Source organism: Lichenicola sp. GTC18331 (assembly GCF_055386855.1).
This window is the reverse complement of the sequence record NZ_AP045015.1, coordinates 2,754,528-2,776,475: the sequence shown is the minus strand read 5'-3', so window position 1 is coordinate 2,776,475 and position 21,948 is coordinate 2,754,528. Positions and strand designations below refer to the sequence as shown.

21 protein-coding genes are annotated in these 21,948 nt (G+C 69.1%); 9 read left to right on the top strand and 12 right to left on the bottom strand.

Features of this window, described 5'->3' with window-relative positions; genetic code table 11:
• Nucleotides 1-77 precede the first annotated feature (77 nt).
• The 3 genes from ACZ5BM_RS12710 to ACZ5BM_RS12700 are packed head-to-tail and all read left to right on the top strand — an operon-like array spanning nucleotide 78 to nucleotide 2,571.
• Nucleotides 78-1,535 carry a sensor histidine kinase gene (locus ACZ5BM_RS12710; protein ID WP_498911618.1) on the top strand — a complete coding sequence of 486 codons (1,458 nt, stop codon included), beginning with the start codon at nucleotides 78-80 and terminating at the stop codon, nucleotides 1,533-1,535.
• Nucleotides 1,532-1,873, top strand: a complete 342-nt coding sequence (locus ACZ5BM_RS12705; protein ID WP_498908431.1) for a hypothetical protein — start codon at nucleotides 1,532-1,534, stop codon at nucleotides 1,871-1,873. Before ACZ5BM_RS12710 ends, ACZ5BM_RS12705 begins: the two co-directional genes overlap by 4 nt.
• On the top strand, nucleotides 1,870-2,571 hold the full coding sequence (locus ACZ5BM_RS12700) for an SIMPL domain-containing protein (RefSeq protein WP_498908430.1): 702 nt from the start codon (nucleotides 1,870-1,872) through the stop codon (nucleotides 2,569-2,571). The genes ACZ5BM_RS12705 and ACZ5BM_RS12700 overlap by 4 nt, the downstream gene beginning before the upstream one ends.
• Nucleotides 2,572-2,740: 169 nt before the next feature.
• Here ACZ5BM_RS12700 and ACZ5BM_RS12695 read toward each other — a convergent pair whose 3' ends face one another.
• The 3 genes from ACZ5BM_RS12695 to ACZ5BM_RS12685 all read right to left on the bottom strand — a co-directional run bounded on the left by ACZ5BM_RS12695 (nucleotide 2,741) and on the right by ACZ5BM_RS12685 (nucleotide 5,480).
• Nucleotides 2,741-3,343 (bottom strand): chalcone isomerase family protein, encoded by a 603-nt coding sequence (locus tag ACZ5BM_RS12695; RefSeq protein ID WP_498908429.1) that lies wholly within the window; start codon nucleotides 3,341-3,343, stop codon nucleotides 2,741-2,743.
• Nucleotides 3,344-3,445: 102 nt separating this feature from the next.
• Nucleotides 3,446-4,951 carry an ATP-binding protein gene (locus ACZ5BM_RS12690; protein WP_498908428.1) on the bottom strand — a complete coding sequence of 502 codons (1,506 nt, stop codon included), beginning with the start codon at nucleotides 4,949-4,951 and terminating at the stop codon, nucleotides 3,446-3,448.
• 55 nt (nucleotides 4,952-5,006) lie between these two features.
• Nucleotides 5,007-5,480: a metallophosphoesterase family protein gene (locus tag ACZ5BM_RS12685; RefSeq protein WP_498908427.1), complete on the bottom strand. Its 474-nt coding sequence runs from the start codon at nucleotides 5,478-5,480 to the stop codon at nucleotides 5,007-5,009.
• Nucleotides 5,481-5,656: 176 nt separating this feature from the next.
• Between ACZ5BM_RS12685 and ACZ5BM_RS12680 the strand changes: the two genes are divergently transcribed.
• A complete protein-coding gene (locus ACZ5BM_RS12680; protein ID WP_498908426.1) occupies nucleotides 5,657-5,848 on the top strand; it encodes a hypothetical protein in 192 nt (63 codons plus the stop codon).
• 209 nt (nucleotides 5,849-6,057) lie between these two features.
• On the opposite strand, the gene ACZ5BM_RS12675 is transcribed toward ACZ5BM_RS12680, so the two are convergent.
• Nucleotides 6,058-6,780, bottom strand: coding sequence for a hypothetical protein (locus ACZ5BM_RS12675; protein WP_498908425.1), 723 nt, complete (start codon nucleotides 6,778-6,780; stop codon nucleotides 6,058-6,060).
• Nucleotides 6,781-6,935: 155 nt separating this feature from the next.
• Nucleotides 6,936-8,198 carry a Glu/Leu/Phe/Val family dehydrogenase gene (locus ACZ5BM_RS12670; protein WP_498908424.1) on the bottom strand — a complete coding sequence of 421 codons (1,263 nt, stop codon included), beginning with the start codon at nucleotides 8,196-8,198 and terminating at the stop codon, nucleotides 6,936-6,938.
• A 310-nt stretch (nucleotides 8,199-8,508) separates the two neighbouring features.
• Between ACZ5BM_RS12670 and ACZ5BM_RS12665 the strand changes: the two genes are divergently transcribed.
• A complete protein-coding gene (locus tag ACZ5BM_RS12665) occupies nucleotides 8,509-9,600 on the top strand; it encodes a hypothetical protein (RefSeq protein WP_498908422.1) in 1,092 nt (363 codons plus the stop codon).
• Nucleotides 9,597-10,643 (top strand): UV DNA damage repair endonuclease UvsE, encoded by a 1,047-nt coding sequence (gene uvsE / locus ACZ5BM_RS12660; RefSeq protein WP_498908421.1) that lies wholly within the window; start codon nucleotides 9,597-9,599, stop codon nucleotides 10,641-10,643. The genes ACZ5BM_RS12665 and uvsE overlap by 4 nt, the downstream gene beginning before the upstream one ends.
• A 6-nt stretch (nucleotides 10,644-10,649) precedes the next feature.
• Here uvsE and ACZ5BM_RS12655 read toward each other — a convergent pair whose 3' ends face one another.
• The 4 genes from ACZ5BM_RS12655 to ACZ5BM_RS12640 form a co-directional block, all read right to left on the bottom strand.
• Nucleotides 10,650-11,078 (bottom strand): hypothetical protein, encoded by a 429-nt coding sequence (locus ACZ5BM_RS12655; protein WP_498908420.1) that lies wholly within the window; start codon nucleotides 11,076-11,078, stop codon nucleotides 10,650-10,652.
• A gap of 126 nt (nucleotides 11,079-11,204) precedes the next feature.
• On the bottom strand, nucleotides 11,205-12,416 hold the full coding sequence (locus ACZ5BM_RS12650; protein WP_498908418.1) for a Rossmann-fold NAD(P)-binding domain-containing protein: 1,212 nt from the start codon (nucleotides 12,414-12,416) through the stop codon (nucleotides 11,205-11,207).
• The gene (locus tag ACZ5BM_RS12645) at nucleotides 12,409-13,593 is read right to left on the bottom strand and encodes a pyridoxal phosphate-dependent aminotransferase (RefSeq protein ID WP_498908416.1); all 1,185 of its coding nucleotides are present in this window, start codon (nucleotides 13,591-13,593) and stop codon (nucleotides 12,409-12,411) included. The genes ACZ5BM_RS12650 and ACZ5BM_RS12645 overlap by 8 nt, the downstream gene beginning before the upstream one ends.
• 4 nt (nucleotides 13,594-13,597) lie before the next feature.
• The gene (locus ACZ5BM_RS12640) at nucleotides 13,598-15,010 is read right to left on the bottom strand and encodes a gamma-glutamyltransferase (protein WP_498911616.1); all 1,413 of its coding nucleotides are present in this window, start codon (nucleotides 15,008-15,010) and stop codon (nucleotides 13,598-13,600) included.
• Between the two features lie 347 nt (nucleotides 15,011-15,357).
• On the opposite strand from ACZ5BM_RS12640, the gene ACZ5BM_RS12635 reads away from it, so the two are divergent.
• Entirely contained in the window at nucleotides 15,358-16,158 is an 801-nt protein-coding gene (locus tag ACZ5BM_RS12635) for a DsbA family protein (RefSeq protein WP_498908415.1), read from the top strand.
• Between the two features lie 22 nt (nucleotides 16,159-16,180).
• On the opposite strand, the gene ACZ5BM_RS12630 is transcribed toward ACZ5BM_RS12635, so the two are convergent.
• On the bottom strand, nucleotides 16,181-16,798 hold the full coding sequence (locus tag ACZ5BM_RS12630; RefSeq protein ID WP_498908414.1) for a TetR/AcrR family transcriptional regulator: 618 nt from the start codon (nucleotides 16,796-16,798) through the stop codon (nucleotides 16,181-16,183).
• A gap of 81 nt (nucleotides 16,799-16,879) precedes the next feature.
• Between ACZ5BM_RS12630 and ACZ5BM_RS12625 the strand changes: the two genes are divergently transcribed.
• Nucleotides 16,880-17,446, top strand: a complete 567-nt coding sequence (locus ACZ5BM_RS12625; protein WP_498908413.1) for a cysteine hydrolase family protein — start codon at nucleotides 16,880-16,882, stop codon at nucleotides 17,444-17,446.
• Nucleotides 17,447-17,564: 118 nt separating this feature from the next.
• Here ACZ5BM_RS12625 and ACZ5BM_RS12620 read toward each other — a convergent pair whose 3' ends face one another.
• Together ACZ5BM_RS12620 and ACZ5BM_RS12615 are read right to left on the bottom strand one after the other, a co-directional pair.
• A complete protein-coding gene (locus tag ACZ5BM_RS12620) occupies nucleotides 17,565-19,001 on the bottom strand; it encodes a carbohydrate porin (protein WP_498908411.1) in 1,437 nt (478 codons plus the stop codon).
• Nucleotides 19,002-19,397: 396 nt separating this feature from the next.
• A complete protein-coding gene (locus ACZ5BM_RS12615) occupies nucleotides 19,398-19,877 on the bottom strand; it encodes a hypothetical protein (RefSeq protein WP_498908410.1) in 480 nt (159 codons plus the stop codon).
• 126 nt (nucleotides 19,878-20,003) lie between these two features.
• Here ACZ5BM_RS12615 and ACZ5BM_RS12610 point away from each other — a divergent pair, with 126 nt between their 5' ends.
• Complete coding sequence (locus ACZ5BM_RS12610; protein WP_498908409.1) at nucleotides 20,004-21,947, top strand: transketolase family protein; 1,944 nt, start codon at nucleotides 20,004-20,006, stop codon at nucleotides 21,945-21,947.
• Nucleotide 21,948: the final 1 nt, after the last annotated feature.

Here is a 21,948-nt window from a genome sequence, read left to right as displayed (position 1 = left end):
GAAGCGCGCGGTCCAGGCGGAACGACCTGTTCCGGTCTGCCAGCCTGCGTCTGGCGCTGGTCTATGCCGTGCTGTTCATGCTCAGCGCGATCGTGTTCATGTCGTTCATCTGGTGGGCCACCGTGGGGCTGCTGGAGCGCGAGGTGGACGCCGCGATCGTGGCCGATGCGCGCGCCCTGAGCGAACGCTGGATGGAGGGCGGGCTGCCGGCTTTGGCCGACAGCATCCGCCAGCGCGTGGCCAGCAACGTGGACGACGACGCCCTGTATCTGATGGTGGCGCCGGGCGGTGCCACCGTGGCGGGCAATCTCGCCGCCTGGCCGGACGGCGTCACCCGTTCCGACGTGACCTATCAGCTCCGCATCTCCCGGGACGGCTTGCGCAGCCTGGCGGAGGTGGAGGCGTTCGCCCTGCCCGGCGGCTACAAGCTGCTCGTGGGGCGGGACGTGCATGCCCGTGTGATCCTGAAGCGGCTTCTGACCGATACGCTGCTTTGGGCGATGCTGATGGTGGGCGGGCTCGGCCTGTCCGGCGCCTTCGTGGTGCGGTCCTTGTTCCGTCGCATGGTGCGCAACGTGGCGCAGACCACCCGGGCGATCGCGTCCGGCGACCTGACGCAGCGCGTGCCGTTGTCCGGCAGCGGCGACGAGTTCGACCGCGTGGCAGAGACGATCAACCACATGCTGGACCGGATCGCGCGCCTGATGGACGGCGTGCGCCAGGTGTCGAACGCCATCGCCCACGACCTGCGCACGCCGATCACCCGCGCCCGCACCCGCCTGGAGGATGCGGCCCTGCATGCCAGCTCGACCGAGGAGATGCAGGCTGCGATCGAGCGCGCCGTGGCCGATCTGGACGGTGTGACGGCGGTGTTCGAGGCGCTTCTGCGGATCGCCGAGATCGAGGCCGGGGCCCGCCGTTCGGCCTTCGCCGAGCTGGAATTGTCGGCGCTTCTGGACGATCTGGCGGAGCTCTACGGCGCCGTGGCGGAAGAGCGCGGGCTGTTGCTCGAGTTGGCGCCCTCCGGTCCGATCCCCGTCTTCGGCGACCGGCCGCTGATCCAGCAGGCGGTGGCCAATCTGCTCGACAACGCGATCAAGTTCTCCCGTCCGGGCGGCGTCGTGTTCCTGAGCGCGGTGCGCGACGGCCCCTGGGTGCGGATTTCCGTGGGCGATGGCGGCATCGGCATGGCGCCGTCCGAGTTGTCGCGGGCATCCGAGCGGTTCTTCCGGGCGGAAAGCGCGCGCAGCACGCCGGGTTCCGGGCTGGGCCTCTCCCTGGTGCAGGCCGTGGCGCAGCTCCATGGCGGCCAGTTCCTGCTGGAAAAGCGTGCGGACGGAGCGCCCGGTCTGGTGGCGACGCTGTTGTTGCAGGAGCAGCGGCCGCCTTTGCCCGCTCCTGCGGTGCGCGGGGGCGAAGCGCCTGCGGCGCGCCATCGTGACGTGCCGACGGCGCGGGGCGGCGAACAGATGGAAGCGCCGTCACCTGCTCCTCATCCCGACGAAAACAACGCGGCGCTAAAGTCCGAGCCATGATCCGCACCGCCCTTCTGTGCACCGTTCTTCTGTCTCCCGCCTCGGGGGCGATGGCCCAGCCCGATGTGCCGGCCCAAACGGCGACCCAGCCTGCGACACAGGCGCCGATGGTGGTCACCAGCGACACGGACGCGTATTGCGAAACGCTGTCGCACCAGCTGGACGAGCATGCCGATCCGCTGCCGCAGCCGGTGGCCAGTCTGCGCGAACAAGGGCAGCAGATGTGCGCCAACGGTCAGGTGCGGAGCGGGATCAATCGTTTGCGACGTGCGTTGCTCGCTCTCCGGGGCCCGGAGAACGCGCCCAACACCGACACGAACGGAACCAGCCCTCCATGAAACAGATCGTTCTGCCCGCCCTCGTCCTGTTCGGTCTGGGAACCGGTGTCGCCAGCGCTGCCGACACGCCTGACGCGCCGGCCAGCAGCGGCAGCACCCTTCTGCATCTGGGCGTGGTCGGCACCGTGCACGAAACGCCGGATCTGCTGGCGGTGGATCTGGACGGTTCCGTCTCCGCGCCCGATCCGGCGGCGGCGCAGCGCCAGCTCGACACGCGCATGAAGAGCGCGACCGGTGCGGCGTCGGCGGTGAAGGGCGTCGACTGGCGTGTGGCCGGATACGGGGTGGACCAGACCGCCCCGGACGCGAAGACCCGCACGATCTGGACGGCACGCCAGACCCTGCATCTCGAATCCAGCGACTCCGAGGCGCTTCTGGGACTGGTCGCGAAGCTCCAGGCGGCGGGCCTGACGGTGGAGTCGCTGCAATGGGTGCTGTCTCCGGCGCACCAGCAGGAGGCGGAAGCGCGGGCCACCGATGCCGCGTTGAAGATGCTGCGCCAGCGCGCGGAAGCCGCCGCCAAGGCGCTCGGGCTGAAGGTGCAGAGCATCCGCTCGGTGAACCTGCCCGAGCCGGGCCGTCCCCGCCCGATGCCGATGATGCGGATGATGGCGGCGGGTCCGGTGGCGCCGCAGGCGAGCCGCACCGATGCCGATATCAGCCAGGACGCGCAGGGCGAGATCGTCCTGACGCCGTAAGGCCGCCTGTTCTTCGGTGCAGGAAAGAAAGGAAAACGTTCTTTCTTGGAAGAAAGAACCAAAGAACTTTTATCCGTTTGGCGATTTGCCGATCCGGCACGCACGGTTCGGACGGATGGAAGTCTTTGGTTCTTTTCTTCAGGAAAGGACGGGCCGGCGGCGCTTGCGGTCAGTCCGTCGGCAGGCCGAGCAGACCGTCGCGCAGTTCGGCGGATGGGGCGGTGCTGCCGAGATCGGAGTCGAGGATGATGCGTCCGAAATGGGCGTCCGGCACCGAGGTCAGCTTCTGCCCGTCGAGATAAACATCGACGCCGTGGTCGGTGAGCACGAACGTGGAATAATCGCCGGGCTTCACAGGCCGGATCGCCGTCAGCATCTGCTGGAACGCGACCTTGTCGGCATCGGTGCAGGCATGCTTGGCGCAGTAGGTGCGGCTCGACTCCATGTAGAGCTTGTTGAGCTGCGCTTCCGTGCCGGAATGGACGTAGTGGATCGTCAGCACCTTGGGGTAGGGCTGGTCCAGGATGGTGTCGACGTCGGTGCTTTTGCGCGGCAGATAGAGCGCGCCGACATAGCCGCGGATATGCAGGATGGTGAAGGACCGGACGCCGATCCCGTTCAGCACCAGCGTCGTGTTTCCGACCTGCATCGTGTCCGGCAGGGTGACGCCGCCCTTGGTGGCGGCCTTCGCCGGAACCGGCATGCTCCCGACACAGGCGGCCAGCATGAGACTGGCCGGAAGGATTCGAGAAACGGCGCGGCTGCGGATCATGGTCTACTCCCGAAGCGGATCGGCGGCAGGAAAGCCTCTGTCGATCCGATTGGCAATAAACCGGGGGGCGGCGGAGCGTTCCGCAGGCGGGTCCGTTCCGGCTCAGTTCGCCGGGGCCGGCAGGGTTTCCCAGCCCGGGCCGATGATGGCGGCGGAGCGTCGTCCGGCGCCGTCCTCGCGCAGCACCAGCACGTTCTGTTCTTCCAGATAGGCAAGCTGGCGGCGGGCGCGCCCTGCGGAATGGGTGCCGAAGGCGCGGGCGATGTCGGCGTCGTCGGGACAGGGCGCGCGCTCGATCGCGGCGCGCGCGACCAGCAGGAACACCGGCTGCACGTCTTCCGGCAGGGTGGAGGCGAGACGTTCGGCTTCGCGCCAGTCGGCCTTCTCCGCCGCTTCGGGGGCGATGCCTGAGCGGGCCGTGGCGAGGGCACGGCGGAAGCGCGGCATGTCGAGCGCCTCGCGGCCCATGCCCTCGATCCGGCAGCGCACCAGGAAGTCCTGATACAGCACGCCCACGGGGCGGAAGGCGGCATCGGGGTCGCTCAGGATGGCGGCGAGCACGGCGCGGACCTTGCGCGTGTGATCGGCGGCGTCCTCCAGCGTGCGCTGGGCGGGCACGGTTTCGGCGTCCTCGGCCCGTGCGGCCTCGCGCTTGCGGTCGCCATGCGCGGCGAGCTGGGCGAGCAGATCGGGCGGCGGCGGGGCCGGGGCGCGGCGCGTGCGTGCCGGCGCGTCCGGAAGCGGCGTCAGCACGAGTTCGCGCATCGCCTCGGGAGCGGCGACCGGGAGCGGGAGCAGAGACGGGCCGGCGGAGCGGCTGGCGGTCTCCACCGCGCCGATCCGGACCGGCAGCGGTCTGCGCGACAGAGCGGGGCCGAGGGCGATGAACTGGCCGCGTGCGAGATCGCGGAACGCTTCCGCCTGGCGCCGCTCCATGCCGAGCAGATCGGCGGCGCGGGCCATGTCGATATCGAGAAAGGTGCGGCCCATCAGGAAATTGGTCGCTTCGGCGGCGACGTTCTTGGCCAGCTTGGCGAGGCGCTGCGTCGCCACCACCCCGGCGAGACCGCGCTTGCGGCCGCGGCACATCAGGTTGGTCATGGCGGCGAGCGAGGTGCGCCGGGCTTCCTCCGGCACCTCGGACGAGGCCGCGGGGGCGAAGAGCTGGGCCTCGTCCACCACCACCAGCACCGGATACCAATGCTCGCGCGGCGCCTCGAACATGCCGCCCAGGAAGGTGGCGGTGCGGCGCATCTGGTGTTCGGCGTCGAGGCCTTCGAGGTTGAGCACGACGGAGATGCGGTGCGCCCGCATGCGCTCGCCGGCGGCGACGAGTTCGGCCTCCGTGTGGTCGGCGGCGTCGATCACCAGATGGCCGAATCGGTCGCCGAAGCCGACGAAATCGCCTTCCGGATCGATCACCGCCTGCTGCACCCAGGGGGCGCTTTGTTCCATCAGGCGTCGCAGCAGATGCGACTTGCCGGAGCCGGAATTGCCCTGGACAAGCAGGCGCGTGGACAGCAGCTCCTCGAGATCGAGCAGCGCCGGCTGGTTTCCGGACAGGCCTCCGGCTTCGGCGCGGGCGCCGATCTCGATCGAAACGGTCATGGCGGGGGGAATTACAGGGCGGAGGGTGGGCTGAGCAATCGCCGCAAGGAGTCGGTCAGGGGTCCAAAGTGAGCAGGTCGGCGGAAATCCCCCTCTCGTCGATCCGGATCCGGGCGACGGAGATCGGCAGGGTGAAGCGGCGCGGGCCCGCGCTGCCGGGATTGAGGAACAGCACGCCGTCGCGGCGCCCGAGTCCGGGTTTGTGGGAATGGCCCGACACGATGGCGTCGTAGCCTGCCTCGGCGGGATCGAACGGCAGGGTAGCGAGGTCATGGACGACGAGGATCCGCGTGCCGCCCCGGGTGAGCGTCGCTGTGTCCGGGATCGGCGCGCACCAGGGCTGCCGGTCGACATTGCCGCGCACGACGGTGAGCGGCGCCAGGGCGGCCAGGGCGTCAAGAATGTCCGGGCGGCCGATATCGCCGGCATGAATGATCGCGTCGCTGCCGCCCAGGGCGTCGAGAGCCGCGGGGCGGAGCAGGCCGTGCGTGTCGGAGATCACGCCGATGGTAAAAGCGCTGCGGGTCATGGCAGACGACAACGCTCGGGCGTGGTCCTGGCTGCGGTCGATAACGGCTTTGCAATGCCGCGCGGGTTTGTGTAATTTCCGAAAACAACGATTCGAGAGCGTTTATATCGGTCGGTCAATGGATCGGTAGGACGGGTTCGGGGCATCGGCTGATGCCGGAAAGTGGTGGACGGAAGATGTGGAACTCAGAGATCGTCGAGGTGGCCGGGGTGTTCGTGGGTGTCGTTCTGCGCGAGACCGACACGTCGGATTTCCATTTCTTCGCCACGCATGACGGGGTCCGCGATCTGCACGGGTGTCACGCCGACAGCACGCAGCAACTGCGCGACGAGGCGCGCGCGATGTTCAGGCGGCAGCGGCGGCATTGAAACCGTGCCGTGCGACAGATCCGGATCTGACCGATGACGGGACACGGCAACGCACGGCCTGGGCATGGCAGATTCCCTTCGCCGGCGATCCCGTGACCGATGCGGCGATCAAGAAGACGTTTCCCTGCACGCCGACGGGGAGGCGGATCGCCCATGTCGCGCCGGACCGTCTTTTCTTCGGCGGTCCTTACGACTGACGATCGCACGGTTCAGGCGATCGGACCGATCGCCTCGAGCAGGCGCGCATAGACGTCGTCCTCGATCTTCCAGTGCTCGTCGTCCGTCAGCAGCGGCTCGAAGCGCTCGGGATGAGTATCGGAGCGGGTCTTGTCGAAATTGAAATACCGGTGCCCGTAGACGACTTGGGCGCTCGGCAGGCGTGCGAGCACGTGCTCGGTATCGTCCGGCACCAGATACAGAACGACGACGCGGAGCGGTGCCGCACCTTCCTGCGCGCGCCGTTCGATCTCCTGCGCGAACAGCGTGCATTCTCCCGTGCAGTAGGTGCTCTGCGCGTATTGCTGCGTGAGGATGACGACAGCGACCTGCGCCTGCTGGAGCGCCAGGGTGAACAGCGCCTCCCAATCCTCGCGACGTCGGCCGATCGGACGGGTCGGCACCGTACTCCAGTCTCTTTCACCACGGCGGTCCCAGAGCCAGGCGAGCGTTTCCGCTATTTGCGGATGCTGCTCCGCCCGGAGCGGGACCGAGACATTGGCTTGCGGACGCAGGCCGGTGCTTTCGCGATAATCGATCTGTTCGAGGATCGCGCCTTTGGGCGGCAACGGAATGTCGACGTTGTCGAGGTAGTCGTTATAGACGTCGCCGACCTCGTGCAGGCCGTAATGGCGTTTCAGCCTCAACCAGAGCCAATGCGAGAAGGCCCAGCCGTTCTGCGCCATCGCGAAGCTCATGATGATCCTGGTGTTCAACCGCGTGCTCCCGTGATGTTGCCACGACGGACCATACGGCAGGGCGATGCGGCCGCTCAGACCGAACGACGCGCGAGACCGTCAACAAACGCGTGATCGCCCCCCCCCTCCGCAGCGCGTCGCATCGCGTGCGGAGGGTCGATCGGCAATCCGGCTTACGGGAACAGGCCGCGAAGACGCTTGCCGGCGCGGACCTGTTCGACGCCGATCGCCATGGCGGCGGTGCGGTTGGAGACGCGTCGTTCGCGCGCGCGCTGCTGCACGCGCTCGAAGGCGCTGTCGAGCAGCTGTTCGAGCCGGTTGTTCACCTCCGTCTCGGTCCAGAACAGGCGCTGCAGATCCTGCACCCATTCGAAATAAGACACGATCACGCCGCCCGAATTGCAGAGAATGTCGGGGATCACGAAGATCTCGTCGCGCCTCTGGTCGAGCAGAAGATCGGCTTCCGGCGTGGTGGGACCGTTGGCGCCTTCGGCGAGGATGCGGCAACGCAGACGGCCGGCATTCTCCGCGGTGATGACGCGCTCCAAAGCTGCCGGCACCAGAATGTCGCAGCGCTGTTCGAGCAGGGCGGCGCCGTCGATCAGGGAGTCGCGGGAGAAGCCGCGCAGCACGCCTTCGCGGGCGACGTGGCGTTCGATCGCCTCCAGCGGCAGGCCGTCCGGATCGAACAGGGCGGCGGTATGATCCGACAGGCCGGTGATGCGGACGCCGTAGCGGCGGGCGAGCGTGTAGGCGGAAACGCTGCCGACATTGCCGAAGCCCTGCACGATGGCGGTGCTGCGCGCGGGGTCGAGGCCGATCGCATCGCAGGCACGGCGCACCAGATGCGCGACGCCGCGCCCTGTGGCTTCGCGACGGCCCTCGGTGCCGCCGAGGGCGACGGGCTTGCCGGTGACGATCTCGCTGACGGCGTGGCCCTGATGCATGGAATAGGTGTCCATGAACCACGCCATCACCTGCTCGTCCGTGCCCATGTCCGGCGCCATCACGTCGGTCTGCGGCGAGACGAACGGGATCATCTCCTGCATGTAGCGTCGGGACACGGCTTCGAGCTCGCGACGCGACAGCATCGGCGGATCGCAGGCGACGCCGCCCTTGGCGCCGCCATAGGGCAGGCCGGCGAGCGCGCATTTCCAGCTCATCCACACCGCCAGGGCCGCGACCTCGCCCACGTCGAGATTGCCGGAGAAGCGTGTGCCGCCCTTGGTGGGTCCGAGCGTGAGATGGTGCTGGACGCGATAACCCTGGAACACCTTGAGCGACCCGTCATCCATATGCACCGGGATCGACACGGTGATGGCGCGCTTGGGGTAGAGCAGCCGGTCGCGCTGATCGAGCGGGATGTCGAGATGGTCGGCAATGATGCCGAACTGGGTGCGGGCCATGTCGAAGACGGGCCCGGTATAGATGGTCATGGCGGTTCCTTGTTTTCCGCCACGCTCCACCCGCCCGGAGCGGCCGGCAAGTCGGGCGGCGCGTCGCCGCGCGCGGCGACGGCGGGCGGTCGTTCCGGGTCGGGACATGTGTCTGCAAGATACCGAAAGCACGATCGGGCCCGCGGACATGAAAGTGACGGCGCGGAGGGTTTCGGCTTGCCGATCCTTGGTTCTGTTGCGCTCTCGCATCGGATCGAAAAAAGCGCGCTCTCGGTTTCGTGTTCCCCTCCCCGCCCCGGCGCAGGCGGATTGCCGGGCAACGCCTCCAGCGCTCGGCGGTTAAACCGGGATGAACGAGCACGAGATCGGACGCGCCTTCGCCGGGGCGGTGGCGGCGTTTCCGCCCGGGGATACGCTGATCCTGTCGCATGACGATGCGGACGGGCTGTCGTCGTGCGCGATCCTGGCGCGTGCCTTGCGACGCAGCGGACGGAGCGTTCGCACGCGCTTGGTCGGGCGTGGCGAGAATGCGTGGTCGGCGGCGATGCGGCAGGCGCTGGAGCAGTGCGCGCCGGGGTCGCTGGTCGTATCGGATCTCGGATTGCGGGCGCAGGTCTTGTGCGCGGGGACGCCGACGGTGGTGATCGACCATCACGTGACCGATCTCGCGTCCGGCACGGTGGCGGACGGTATGCTGGGCCTGACCGGATACCGAATGGCCGACGTGCCGACATCGAGCCTGCTCGCCTTCTGGTGCGTGCGCGGTCTGGCGTCGGCCGGAATGATCGATGATGCGGACGATCTGTTGTGGCTGGCGGCGATCGGGCTGATCGGCGATCTGGGCGATGGCGGCAGCGTGTTTCCGGAATTCGCGGCGGCGCGGAAGGCTTACGGAATCACGGCGTTGCGCAAGGCCGTATCTCTTCTGAACGCACCGAGACGATCGGGCAGCGGCGACGGTGCGCCAGCGCTCGCGCTGCTGGACAAGGCGGACGGGCCGAAGGCGGTTCTGTCCGGCGTGCATCCCGAGACGGAGAGGCTGCTGGCGGCGAAACGCGAGGTGGCCGAGGCGATGGAGGCGGCGCGCAAGCTGGCGCCGGTCGTCGGCAAGGAGCTTGCCGTGATCAGGCTGCATTCTGCCTGCCAGATCCATCCGCTGATCGCGCAGTCCTGGCGCGGGCGGTTGAAGGACCGGATCGTGATGGCGGTGAATACCGGGTTCCGGCCCGGCTGGGTGCATTTCGCAGCGCGGACGGCGAAGGATGTCGATCTAGTCGCGTTCTTTCGTGACCATGCGCCGGACGGCGCGGACGAGCAGTACGGCAACGGGCATCGCCAGGCGAGCGGCGGGGCATTGCTGATCCCGGTCTGGAACCGGTTCATCCAGGATCTGGGCTTCGGTCCGGAATTGATCGTGAACGAGAGGAAGATGGCGGCATGACGACGCAGACAGGATCGCCGCTTCGGCTCGGTTTTCCGGTGAAGGTGATGGCGCGGCCGGATCTGAAGAGCAACGATGCGCGCCGCTGGCAGAGCGAGCCGCATCTCAAGGTGAGCCTGGAGATGCTCGACGCCGTGCTGGATCATCTCGATCGGCACGATATCCGCATGTATCGCATGTCGTCGGACATCGCGCCGTATGCGACGCATCCCGATCTGCCGCAATTCCACTCCATGGTGGCCGACAGTGCGCCGGAGCTGGCCGCGTTCGGGGCCAAGGCGAAGCGTCTCGGCATTCGTTTGTCGTTCCACCCGTCGCAGTTCGTGGTGCTGAACAGCCCGGACGCGGAGCTGGTGCGCAAGAGCGCCTGGGACCTCGCCAGCCAGGCCGAGATGCTGGATCGGATGGATCTGGACGAGGAGGCCGTCATGGTGATCCATGTCGGCGGCGTCTACGACGATCGCGACGCGGCGCGCGAGCGCTGGGTCAGGGCCTGGCCGACCCTGCCGGAGCCTGTGCGCCGGCGTCTGGTGCTGGAACACGACGATCTGCGCTTTTCCGCCGCCGATGTCTTGTGGATTCACGAACGCACCGGCGTGCGTCTGATCTTCGATCATCAGCATTTCTGGTGTCTGAATCCGGAACGGATGGAAATGCGCGATGCGGTGGAACGCATCCTGAGCACATGGCCGGACGGGCAGCGCCCGAAGCTGCATTTCTCCACGCCGAACAACGGCATGCGCGAGCTGGTGCGCAAGGATCGCAAGACCGGCAAGAACAAGACCGTATCCGTGGCGCCGGTCTGGACCGGACATGCGGATTTCTGCTCGCCGTTCGAATTCGCGACCTTCATGCGTGTGGCGGACGGTCTCGAATTTGACGTGATGCTGGAAAGCAAGGTGAAGGATCTGGCCTTGATCCGTCTGCGCTCCGATCTGGTGCGCTATGCGCCTGATGTGGCGGCACGGTTCGGTTTGTTTGCAGCAGAACAAGAAGAGTTGGAGCGCGAAGAAGAGTCCGTTCTGGAAGAGGAAGCGGCGTGACTTGCCTCATCCGGCCGAGGTCAGGCTCGGCCGGAGCTTGTCATGCGGCATATCGAGCGGCGTGGTGAACCCGAGGGCCTTGCAACGGAATGGCGACGTCGCGGTCGGCTCGTTGCCGGGGTGATAGCCCGTCAGACGGCAATAGAACCAGTGCTCGCGACTATCCTGCCCGATCTCGGTTTTCAGGTAGGCCTGCCCGTTCACCGCGGCCCAGCGTTGCAGATCGGGATCGTTGCTGAGATCCGGAACTTCCATGCCGCACTCATGCACCGTTTCGAACAAAGGCTCGTTGTAGCGTTGTCGCTCGCGGATGCAGCGATCGTCGCTGGTGTAGAGACCGGCCTGACTGGGCCGCGGCGATGGATCGCAGGCGGCAAGCGAGAGACCGGCGAGGCCGAGCAGGGCGAGGGCGGATAGCGGGGCGATCGGACGCATGGGGCTCCTTCGCGCAAACAGCGCTATGGGATCGCCGGTCCAACCGGAAGCGTTCGACGTTGACCGACCGTCTGCCTCATACCGTCAGCGCGGCCGAAGTTTCCTCGCACGACACGGCTTTCAGCGTCAGCGGCGTGATCGCAGCCAGGACACGGCGCCGTCGCCGGCGGCATGGCCGGTGGCGAACGAGGCTTGCAGCAGGTAGCCGCCGGTGGGCGCCTCCCAGTCCAGCATCTCCCCGCACACGAACACGCCCGGATGGTTGCGCAGCATCAACGTCTCATCGATCGCGCCGGCTTCGATGCCGCCCGCGCTCGAAATGGCGCGCTCCATCCCGGCGGCGGCGAAGACCAGCACCGGCACGGCCTTGATGCGCGCGGCCAGTTCCGTGGGGGCGCGGCCCGGCGGTGCGCCGCATTCGCGCAGCAGGCCGATCGCGGCGGGCGACAAGGACAGGGCCTTGCGCAGCGTGTTGCTGAGGCTTTCCCGTCCGCGCACCCGGGCGAGGCGGGCGGCGAGGTCGGCCTCGGTCTGGTCCGGGCGGAGATCGACGAGAAGCGTGGCCGGCGCGCCGGAAGCGACGGCGTCGCGCAGAACGGCGGACAGGCCGTAGACCGCGCCGCCCTCGATGCCGTCCCGGCTCAGGATCAGGTCGCCGCGTGAAGACAACGCGCCGAAGGACAAACGGACATTCTTGAGCGGCGCGCCGGCGAAGCGGGCGGCGAAAACCGGGCTCCAGCCGCAGAAGAAGCCGCAATTGGCCGGGCGGAACGGCGCCACGGCGACGCCCTCCCCGGCCAGAACCGGCGCCCATGCGCCGTCGGAGCCGAGCCGGGGCCAGGAGGCGCCGCCCATGGCCAGCACCACGGCATCCGTGGGGAGAACGCTCTCGCCGGACGGGTCGGCGATGCGCACGCCCCCGTCGGCGAAACCGAGAAAGCGCGTGCGCGTGCGGAAGGAAACGCCCTGCTCGTCCAGACGTCGCAGCCAGGCGCGCAGCAGCGGCGAGGCCTTCATCGCGCGCGGGAACCAGCGGCCGGAGCTGCCGACGAAGCAGGGCTGGCCGAGCGCGTCCGCCCAGGCGATCAGCGCATCCGGGGAAAAGGCGCGGATCGCCGGTTCGAGCCAGGAGCGCGCGGCACCGTAGCGGTCGAGGAACGGCGCGATCGGCTCGGAATGCGACAGGTTGAGTCCGCCGCGCCCGGCCATGAGCAGCTTGCGCGCCGGGCTCGGCATCCGTTCCAGCACGGTGACGGCGGCATGGGGTGCGATGCGCTCGGCCGCCATGAGCCCGGCCGGGCCGGCGCCGACCACGACGACGCGCGGCCGCTCAGGCACCGCGTGCGGTCCCTGCGCGCAGACGGCGTGCGGCCTCGATCATGTCGGCCTCGGGACCGCAGAAGGAGAAGCGGACATAGCGATGGCCGCGTTCCGGGTCGAAATCGATGCCGGGCGTGGCGGCGATGGAGAGGTCGTTCAGCAGCCGGTCGCAGAACACGGTGCTGTCCTCCGGGGTGCGGGCATAGAGGTAGAACGCGCCCTGGGCGGGGGCGACATCGTCCAGCCCCGCCGCCGGCAGGGCGCCGAGCAGATGGGCGCGGTTGCGGCGATAGATCGCCAGCGTTTTGGCGATCTCGTCGCCGGCCTCGAACGCGGCCTCCGCGGCGATCTGCGAGACATGCGGCGCGGAGATGAACAGGTTCTGCTTGAGGCGGGAAACCGGGGCGCGCAGATCGTCCGGCAGCACCACCCAGCCGATGCGCCAGCCGGTCATGCTCCAGTATTTGGAGAAGCTGTTGATGACGATGGCGCTGGGCGAGAAAGCGGCGGCGGTGGCCGGCGGCTCGTTCCAGTTCAGCCCGTGATAGATCTCGTCGCTGATCAGGCGAATGCCGTTGGCGTGGCAGAACCGGGCCAGGGCGGCGAGTTCGTCGGCGGACAGCGTGGTGCCGGCGGGGTTGCAGGGGCTGGCGACGATCAGCCCGTCCGGCAGGCCCTCGGCGGTTTCCGCCAGAGCTTCCAGCATGGCGAGCGTCGGCTGGAAGCGGGTTTCCGGGCCGCAGGGCAGGACCACGGGGCGCATGCCGAGCGCGCGGAGGATGTTGGCATAGGGCGGATAGTACGGGCTGGCCATCGCCACCCGGTCGCCGGGATCGAACGCGGCCAGAAACGCGAGCAGGAAGCCGCCGGACGCGCCCGTGGAGACGGCGATGCGTTCGGGTTCGACCTCGGCGGCATAGGTGTCGCGGTAATGTCGGCCGATGCGCCGTCGCAGCGACGGGAGGCCGAACGCTTCTGTGTAGCCCATGGGTGCTGCGGCGGAGAGCGAGGCGACGGCGGCGCGGACGGCGGTGGCCGGCGCGCCGGTGGCGGGCTGGCCGACCTCCAGCCGGATCACCCTGGGGTCGCCCGGGCCGCGCGCGGCATCGCGTGCGTTGGCGCGCGCCACCACCTCCATCGCCAGAAACGACGGCAGGGCGGCGCCGCTGCCCTGCTTCAGGCGGGGAGCGGCCACCGGATCAGTTGGAGCGCGTGGCGAGTCCGTCGCCGCGCGGATCGGCGGTGGCGGTGCAGTGCTCGGCGCCGCGCGGACAGGCGATGGCGTTGACGCGGCCGGTTTCCGTGACCGGTGCGGCCGGCTGGTCGTGCAGCACGTTGTTGGTGGCCTCCGCCACCGCCTCCGCGGCCTGGTTCTGGCCGGAGCCGGCCACGGCGGCGCGCAGCGTGCCGGCGGACGGGTTCCAGGCGATCGATGCGGCCAGAAGCGGCGGCGGCAGGCGGGCCGGCGAGGCGCCGAGCATGATGCCGGTGGTGCCCGCGACGCGGCCGGTGCCGAACAGGTTGTCCATGGTCAGCGCGCAGGCGACCGCGCCGCCGTTGCGATCCACCACCGCGAAGGAGGTGGAGGCGGGCAGACGGCCGAGCGCGGCGCCGCCGGCGGCGGGCGCGGACAGGAAGGACTGCGCCTCGGCGGCGAGATCGGCATTGCCGCTGCCGGCCGGGTGGGACGCGCGCCACGATGCGACGGCGGCATCGGCGATGCCGGCCGCGGAGCCGCCGTTCTGCAGCGCGCCGAACGCCGCGGCGGCACCCAAGCCGCCATCGGCCGGCGGCGGCAGGAAGGCGACCTGATCCTTGCCGGCGGACACGACCAGCGGCGCGCCGCCGCCCGGAATGGCGTTGCGGATATCGCTGGCCGACACGCCGCCGCGCGCCTGGGCGACGCCGTCGGCATAGGCGCGCCAGAGCAGGCCGGTATAGAGATCGCCGACGCCGGCGATGGCGAGGCGGTCCAGCGTGGCGGCGAGATCGGGCTGGGTGAGCTGGTCGCCGGTCTGCACCGGCGCCCCGTCCGGACGGGCGAAGATCGCCGCGACCTGCTGATCGGCGAAGAGCGGGCCGCGCACCGCGTCGAGATCGTTGGCCAGCGCGCGGGACACGGTGATGCCGGACCGGGCGAGACGGGCAGCAGGCTTCACGAGGTCGTCGAACGACACCGAGCCGTACTGCGCCTGCATCAGGAACAGGCCGCGCGCCGTCATCGGCACGGAAGCGGGACGGCCTCCGGGGCCGGTGGCGTCGGTGCCGGCGACGGGTGTGAACAGGAAGCTCTGCGGCGCCTTGTCGCCAGCGCGCCAGGCAAGGCAGGCGCCGCCGCCGCCGAGCGAGGCGCGGGACGGCAGGGTGACGGCGAGGGCGAGGCCGGTAGCGGCGGCGGCATCGGCGGCATTGCCGCCGCGGGCCAGCACGTCGCGCCCGGCCAGGGCGGCCACCGGCTCGTCGGCGACGACGCTGCCGATGTAACCGGACAGGTAGGGCGAGGGCGGACCGGCGACGAGGTTGCGCACCGACTGCACGCTGCCGCAGCCGGACAAGACCAGCGGCAGGGCGACGGCGCCGCTCAGCAGCCTCCGGGCGAACGGGGTGCGGATCGCGCGACGGGTCGCGGAACAAACGGGCAAAGAAGCCGCGACAGGTTTCGGCACGCCAATGCTCTCCCTTGGACCTCGCAGCCCATAAACGGCTTGGGCCGGGTCGGCAACGTCCGGGCGGGGTCCGGTCCGGCGCGACGGGGCCGGACGCGGTGCGCGGGCGGCGCTGCCGGGGAACCCGGTCCCAAGTGCCGGGGCCGGGAATGCGCACGCACGATCGGAGGAGGCGCTTCGGCCGGAGGGCGGCGTGTGTCGTGTCTTCCCTGCCCACTCCGGGCGGCCATGCTCGCGATCCGGGGCGGGGGCTGCTACATGCTCCGGCGAGACCGTTCGGAGAGTTTTCGCGCATGATCGAGTTCACGCGACGCATCGCCCGCCGCATCGCCGGCTCGGCCGCCCCTCTGGTGGCGCCGGGCGTCGCCGTGCTGATGGCGGCGAGCCTGATCGCGCCCCCCGCCGCCCACGCCGATGCCCCGGACGCGTTCACCCCTGCGCAGCGGGCGGAGATCGTGACGATCGTGCGCAACGCGCTGAAGACCGATCCGACCATCCTGGGCGACGCGATCACCGCGCTGCGTGCGTCGTCCGAGCAGAAGGAGCAGGAGGCGGCCGATCAGGCGGTGAAGGCGAACCAGGCGGCGCTGAGCGGCCAGCCGGGCGACGCGATCGAGGGCAACCCGGCCGGCGACGTGACGCTGGTGGAATTCTACGATCCGCGCTGCCCGTATTGCCGCAAGGTGCTGCCGGATCTGGACAAGCTTCTGCAATCCGACCGCAAGGTCAGGCTGGTGGAGAAGCTGATCCCGATCCTGGGGCCGAACAGCGAGATCGACGCGCGGGCGATCCAGGCCGCGGCGCTGCAGGGCCGCTACGCCGCGCTGCAGCGGGCGCTGATGACCGATAGCGGCGCGCCGGGTCTGGACCGGGTGAAGACCATTGCCGCGCGCGTCGGCCTGGATGTGCCGCAGCTGGTGCGCGACATGAATTCGGAGGCGGTGACCAAGGTGCTGGAGCGCAACGTGGCGCTGGCGAAGACGCTGCACCTGACCGGCACGCCGACCTTCGTGGCCGGCACGGAGATGATCCCGGGCGCCGCCGATTACGGCGACCTGAAGGCGATGGTGGCGACGGCCCGCAAGGGCGGCTGATCGCGGCGCTCCGCGCGTCCCGTCAACCGGGCGGACGCGCGAGGCGGCCCTCGAGATAGGACCGCACCATCGCGCGCAGTTCGTCGCGCGTGCCGGGGCCGCCCGGCGCCTCGCCCGTGTGCAGAGCGGCCATCAGCTTCATGGTGTTGAGAAGCAGGGCGGCGATGTCCGGCACCGTTTCCGGGGCGAGCCATGGCGCGTTGGCCAGCAGCAGCGTGCCGATCTCGTCCAGAAGCCTGCCGCGGAAGGCGGCGCGGATGCTGTCGCCGTCGGGGCGGCCGTCCAGCAGGGCGGAGATCGCCGCGCCGCGCGGGCGCAGGGCGACGAGCTGGTCCAGCAGCGCATCGGCCAGATCGCCGGGCGACAAGGTGGCGGCCTCGGGCCGCAGCGGCGCGAAACTGTCGACGATCAGCGCCAGATAACGCTCCACCAGCGCATCGGCGAGCGCGTTCTTGTCGGGAAAGAAGCGATACAGCGAGCCGATCCTGGCATCGGCGCGGGCGGCGATCTCGGACATGGTCGCGGCGGGGAACCCGCGTTCGCCGATCACCGTTGCGGCGGCGTCCAGCAGGGATGCGACGCGCTGGTGGCCGTCCTGACGGGTCGGCGCCCGCGCGGCGCGCTTCGAAGTTGATTCCATCCTCATCTTTCCTTAAGTTGAGTCTGTCCTCAACTCAACGGGTGTCGCCGGCAGCGCGGCAGCACCCCGAAAGGCCTTATCATGATCGAGCTGAACGCAGCGACCACCGCCCTGATCCTGATCGATCTGCAGAAGGGCATCGTCTCGCGTCCCGTGGCGCCCCGAAGCGGTGCGGATGTGGTGCGGAACGCGTCGGCGCTGGCGCAGCGCTTCCGCGCGGCCGGGGGAACGGTGGTTGCCGTGAACGTCGCCTTCGCCGCCGACGGCAAGGACGCGCTGCGCTCGCCCGTGGACCGCTCGACGATGCCGCCGGGCACCCAGCTTCCGGCCGACTGGGCGGAACTGGTGGATGGCGTGGCCGAGCCGGGCGATCTGCGCATCACCAAGCATCAATGGGGCGCCTTCCACGGCACGGAGCTGGATCTGCAGCTCCGCCGTCGCGGCATCACCACGGTGGTGATCGGCGGAATCGCCACCAACATGGGCGTCGAGTCGACCGCACGCGCCGCGCACGAACACAACTATGCCGTCGTCATCGCGGAAGATTGCTGCGCCGGCCTGTCGGACGAGATGCACGGCTTCGCTTTCAGCAGCATCTTTCCGATGATCGCCCGTGTGTCCGACGTGGCCGGGATCGTTCTTTCTTAAAGGAAAGAACCAGAGAACTTCTATCCGTTTGGCTCCATGCCGAACCATCTGCTCCGCACCAAACGGATAGAAGTCTTTTTGCTTCTTTTTCTTCAGAAAAAGAAGATTCGCCTTTCGATCAGAACAACTCGATATGGCTCTTGAACCCGATCAAGGCCGCATCGTGTAGGTTGGTCTGCGCGTTGGGACGAATGAAATACTGGAAGTCCGGCGCGAAGGTGACGCCGCGCATCACATGGATCTGGTACGTGGCCTCCACGTCCATGGTGCTGGACTGCACGCCGGGAGTGCTGGCGTTGTAGAACTGGTTGCCGTTTCCCGTGATGGGCAGGCCGAGTTCCTGTTGCAGCTCTTCCGTGCGCGTCAAGGCGTGCGGAACCTGCAGATAGTTGAACGCAAGACCGATGCCGTCCTGCGGCCGGGCCTTCCAGAAGCCCCTGTCGAGCACGGCGATCTCGTACTGCTTGTTGCGCGTCGAGCTGCGATCGCTGTTGTGATAGAAACCGCCCAGCAGGATCAGCCCGTCGGCGGCACCCTTGCCGTTGCGCATCAGCATCTGGTCGAACAGCGCCCATTCCGCCGTGGCGCCCTTGCGCTGCAACGGTTTCTGGCCGGTCGCGCCGATCAGGTTGCGATTGATGTCCAGCGTATTGTCGTTGTGGTTCTGGTTGTCGTAGCCGAAACCGAGCTTGTAGTGGCCGGGCAGTTCGTCCCGCCCGAAACGCGGCTCCCAGCCGATTTCGACCGGAAACAGCTGGCCGTTGATCTGCTGCGACGAGAAGCGGAAGCCGGTGCGATAGCCGTTGGTGGCGCTGTAGATGTTGGCTTCGGCGAAGAAGATGCCCGTCTGGATATAGGTGTATTCGGTCGGGCGGACGCGCAGGCGCGTGGCCCAGCCGGCATCCGGATAGGAGGAATGGGTCAGATTGTCCGACGACGCCTTCGGGTTTCCGCAGAAGGAGTTGTTCATGAAATTGCAGTAGAGCGGCGAGGACGAGAAATCGTTCAGGAACGGAATGCGTCCCGCCGTTACGTCGACGCGGCCATGCGCCATGGTCTCCTCACCGTAGGCATAGACCAGATGCACCACGACGTTGCCGCCCGCACCGTAGATTTCCTGCGACGGGTTCAGGTTGTCGCCGAACATGCGGCTGGCGGGAATGCCGTAACGCCCCACCACGACGGCATGAGTCGAGAAACCGGTGATCCCGGCGAGCTGCTGCCAGTCGATATCGTTCTCGAGCGAGTACTGCCCGGCATCGGTGGCGCCCTTGGATGGGCCGGAGACGATTCCGGCGAACTCGTTGGTGTTGTCGAGCAGAACCGCGATGCCGTGACTGCGCAGATAAGGTCCGACGCCGAGCATGTCCGGCAGCAAAGCCTCCGGCTTCGGCAGCGGCGGCACGCTGGACTTCATCACCAGCTCGCCGAGCGGCGTGGACACGCGCTCGCTGGGGTTGAGCGAGGTCTGCGCGGAAGCGGTCCCGATGCCACCGGCAAGAACGGGCAACGTCAGCATCAGGGCGCGTCGGCGCGACAGGGTTGAACCGGACATATCTTCTCCTCCGAGCCGCACCGGTTCGGACCACCGCGACATCTGTCGATCAATATGACCGGGAATTAACGTGAACCGGCCCGACGCGGCTATCGCCTTCGGGCTTTCGCGCGTGGTTTGCGCCGGTCTTGTTGCATCATTGTCGCGCTCTTCGCGTGCCGTTCGGGATGCGTCTGAGTCGCGCGACGTCGCACGGATCGACGTCGCGTGATGACGCCGCTCGCCCAATCGCGCCGCCACGGCTCGTGTTTTTCGAAACCGACGATGCAGAACGGAACGCAGGATCGGACGCGGGAAACGCCACGCTCGCCGCGAGGCCGACAACCGCGCACAGAATGACAATGCCGCGAAAATCGCGCGGCGACGCAACTTTCGCCGCGTGCGCCACGAGACTGCTCAGCGGACGGTGACGCGGACCTCCGGCGCCGACACCGCATCGGTGGTGGCGGTCATGTTGATCTGCGCCGTGCCGGCACCGGCATCGTGGATGGTCTGCGCGACGGGCTCGCCGCCATCGTGCACGGCCTTTTCGATCGCCTTGGCCTGCTGCTCGGCCGTACCCGTGCCGGGCACGACGGTCTGCACGGTGAAAAGCGCATCCGGCTTGCGGGCCAGCGCCTGTTTCACGATGGCTGAAAGATCGGGCTGCCAGCTTTCGGGCGGCGCGCCGAACCGCACCGTTGCCAGAGGCGGGATCGGCCTGGGTGCAGGCGGTGCGGGCGGTACCACCGGCACCGGCTTGCGGTTCGCGTCCGGATCGAAGGTGCGCTGGTCGATCAGCTTGCAGCCGGCGGCGCTCAGCAGCGCGCCGGCGAGCAGGGTCGCGGCGGCGGCGCGAAAGGCCGGGCGGGCGGAACGGAACGCTATGATCTGCATGGCGGCGAAGCGTCGCAGGAACGGGGGACGGCAGCAAGGCCGGGCCGTCATGGAGGCGGAACGACATGCTTCGCCATGCCCTTGCCGCTTGCGCCTCCCCCCGCGGGGCTCGTATCAGCGCGGCCGATGCAGCAGCGTCCCTTGTCGATCCGTTCGCCGACGCCCGCTCTGGTTCCGGCCATCGCCGTGGCGGCGGCCACCCTGTGGCAGCGCTTCCTGCGCTTCGATCCGGCCGATCCCGGCTGGGCGGATCGCGATCGCTTCATCCTGTCGTCCGGCCGGTTTTCCCTTCTGCTCGACTGGCTGCTGGAACAGGCCGGCACGGAGCCTGCGGCCGATGCCCCGTTCGGGCGTCATCCGGCGCGCGAGATCGAGGCGGGTCCGCCCGGCCAGGGTTTCGCCTGCGCCGTGGGGCAGGCGATGGGCGAGCGCGTTCTGGCGGGGCGGTTCGGCCGCACGCTGGTGGATCACCGCACCTGGGTTCTGGCCTGCGAAACCGATCTCGCCGCCGGCGTGTCGTCGGAAGCGGCGGAGCTGGCCGGCCGGATGGAGCTGGAGAAGCTTGCCGTTCTGTACGAACCCGCCGCCGACAGCCGCGCCGAAGGCCGCCAGGACGGGCCGGATGCCGCCACCCGCTTCGCCGCCGCCGGCTGGGCGGTGCGTCAGGTGGATGCCAGCGATCCCGATGCCGTGGCCGGCGCGATCGCCCGGGCGCAACGCAATCGCCGCCCGACGCTGATCGCCTGCCTGCCGGGCGCGGCGCCGCTTCCCCTGCCCGACCTGCTCGGCGACGCGCAGGCCTGGCTGGCGGCGGGGCAGCGCGGCGCCGCGGCGCGTCGCGGCTGGCTGAAGCGTTTGGCCAGGCATCGCATGGCCGCCGAGTTCGACCGGCAGCTTCGCGGGCGGTTGCCGCCGAACTGGTCCGGGGCGATGTCCGCGGGCGCCGGCACCGGGGCGCCCGCCGACACGCTGGACGCGGCCAAAGGCGATCTGTCCGCCCTGTTTTCCACCCTGCCCGAAACCGTGTCGCTGCAATCCGCGACCGGCATCGCCGCGTCGCGGGCGAACGCGGCGCCGGAGCCCGTGGCCGAGGCGGCGGCGGGCGACGCCGGGCTGGTGATCCCCGTGACGACCCATGCGGCGCGGACGGCGTTGCCGGGCACGCGGCATCTGTTCTGCGGCGTGCAGGAACACGGCATGGCGGCGATCAGCAACGGCTTGTCGCTGCATGGCGGTCTGCGCCCCGTGGTGAGCGCGTCGGTGATCTCCATCGACCGGATGCGCCCGGCGCTGCGTCTGGCGGCGCTGATGGAGCAGCCCATCGTGTATCTGCTGGCCGATCAGGTGCCGGACGGCGCGGGCTGGCCGCCCGTGGAGCAGTTCGCCAGCCTGCGGGCGATGCCGCACGTGTTCCTGTTCCGGCCGGCCGATCCGGTGGAGCTGGCGGCGTGCTGGCGCCTGGCGCTGGCCCGCGGCGACGGGCCGAGCCTGCTGGCCTTGTCGGAGCGCGCCCGTTTTCCCGGCTCCCAGGGCAACGCGTCCGAGCCGTCCTGGCGGCACGAGGGCTGCGCGCAGGGCGGCTATGTTCTGGCCGAAGCCGCGACGCGGCGGCAGGCGACGCTGATCGCCACCGGGCCGGAGGTGGCGGCGGCGCTCGCGGCGCGGACGCGCCTGGCGCGTCTGGGCGTCGACACCGCCGTGGTGTCTCTGCCGTGCTGGGAGCTTTTCGCGGACAAGCCGGCGGCGTATCATGCGCAGGTGCTGGGGTCTGCGCCGCGGATCGGCATCGAGGCTGCCTCGGGATTCGGCTGGGAGCGCTGGCTGGGTCCGGACGGGGTCTTCATCGGCATGGACGGTTTCGGCCCCCGTTATCGCGGCGGTCGGAACGACGCTGGGGAGCATCGAGGAATTCACGCCGCAGAGCCCGGATCGTTCGGGCCGCGGCGGGACGGCCGGCCGGAAGGGCCGGTCCAGGCCGGCGCTTCGGCCGGCATCACGTCGGACTGCATTTCCACGCGCGTCCTGGGCCTTCTGGGGCTGCGGGACGCCGACAACCTGAACGGGGAATAGT

What these genes read in the sequence shown, in the direction of transcription:
- ACZ5BM_RS12710 (WP_498911618.1), top strand. Translation starts at nt 78, where the DNA reads ATGCTCAGCGCGATCGTGTTCATGTCGTTCATCTGGTGGGCCACCGTG.
- ACZ5BM_RS12705 (WP_498908431.1), top strand. Translation starts at nt 1,532, where the DNA reads ATGATCCGCACCGCCCTTCTGTGCACCGTTCTTCTGTCTCCCGCCTCG.
- ACZ5BM_RS12700 (WP_498908430.1), top strand. Translation starts at nt 1,870, where the DNA reads ATGAAACAGATCGTTCTGCCCGCCCTCGTCCTGTTCGGTCTGGGAACC.
- ACZ5BM_RS12695 (WP_498908429.1), bottom strand. Translation starts at nt 3,343, where the DNA reads ATGATCCGCAGCCGCGCCGTTTCTCGAATCCTTCCGGCCAGTCTCATG.
- ACZ5BM_RS12690 (WP_498908428.1), bottom strand. Translation starts at nt 4,951, where the DNA reads ATGACCGTTTCGATCGAGATCGGCGCCCGCGCCGAAGCCGGAGGCCTG.
- ACZ5BM_RS12685 (WP_498908427.1), bottom strand. Translation starts at nt 5,480, where the DNA reads ATGACCCGCAGCGCTTTTACCATCGGCGTGATCTCCGACACGCACGGC.
- ACZ5BM_RS12680 (WP_498908426.1), top strand. Translation starts at nt 5,657, where the DNA reads ATGTGGAACTCAGAGATCGTCGAGGTGGCCGGGGTGTTCGTGGGTGTC.
- ACZ5BM_RS12670 (WP_498908424.1), bottom strand. Translation starts at nt 8,198, where the DNA reads ATGACCATCTATACCGGGCCCGTCTTCGACATGGCCCGCACCCAGTTC.
- ACZ5BM_RS12665 (WP_498908422.1), top strand. Translation starts at nt 8,509, where the DNA reads ATGAACGAGCACGAGATCGGACGCGCCTTCGCCGGGGCGGTGGCGGCG.
- uvsE (WP_498908421.1), top strand. Translation starts at nt 9,597, where the DNA reads ATGACGACGCAGACAGGATCGCCGCTTCGGCTCGGTTTTCCGGTGAAG.
- ACZ5BM_RS12655 (WP_498908420.1), bottom strand. Translation starts at nt 11,078, where the DNA reads ATGCGTCCGATCGCCCCGCTATCCGCCCTCGCCCTGCTCGGCCTCGCC.
- ACZ5BM_RS12635 (WP_498908415.1), top strand. Translation starts at nt 15,358, where the DNA reads ATGATCGAGTTCACGCGACGCATCGCCCGCCGCATCGCCGGCTCGGCC.
- ACZ5BM_RS12630 (WP_498908414.1), bottom strand. Translation starts at nt 16,798, where the DNA reads ATGGAATCAACTTCGAAGCGCGCCGCGCGGGCGCCGACCCGTCAGGAC.
- ACZ5BM_RS12625 (WP_498908413.1), top strand. Translation starts at nt 16,880, where the DNA reads ATGATCGAGCTGAACGCAGCGACCACCGCCCTGATCCTGATCGATCTG.
- ACZ5BM_RS12620 (WP_498908411.1), bottom strand. Translation starts at nt 19,001, where the DNA reads ATGTCCGGTTCAACCCTGTCGCGCCGACGCGCCCTGATGCTGACGTTG.
- ACZ5BM_RS12615 (WP_498908410.1), bottom strand. Translation starts at nt 19,877, where the DNA reads ATGCAGATCATAGCGTTCCGTTCCGCCCGCCCGGCCTTTCGCGCCGCC.
- ACZ5BM_RS12610 (WP_498908409.1), top strand. Translation starts at nt 20,004, where the DNA reads ATGCAGCAGCGTCCCTTGTCGATCCGTTCGCCGACGCCCGCTCTGGTT.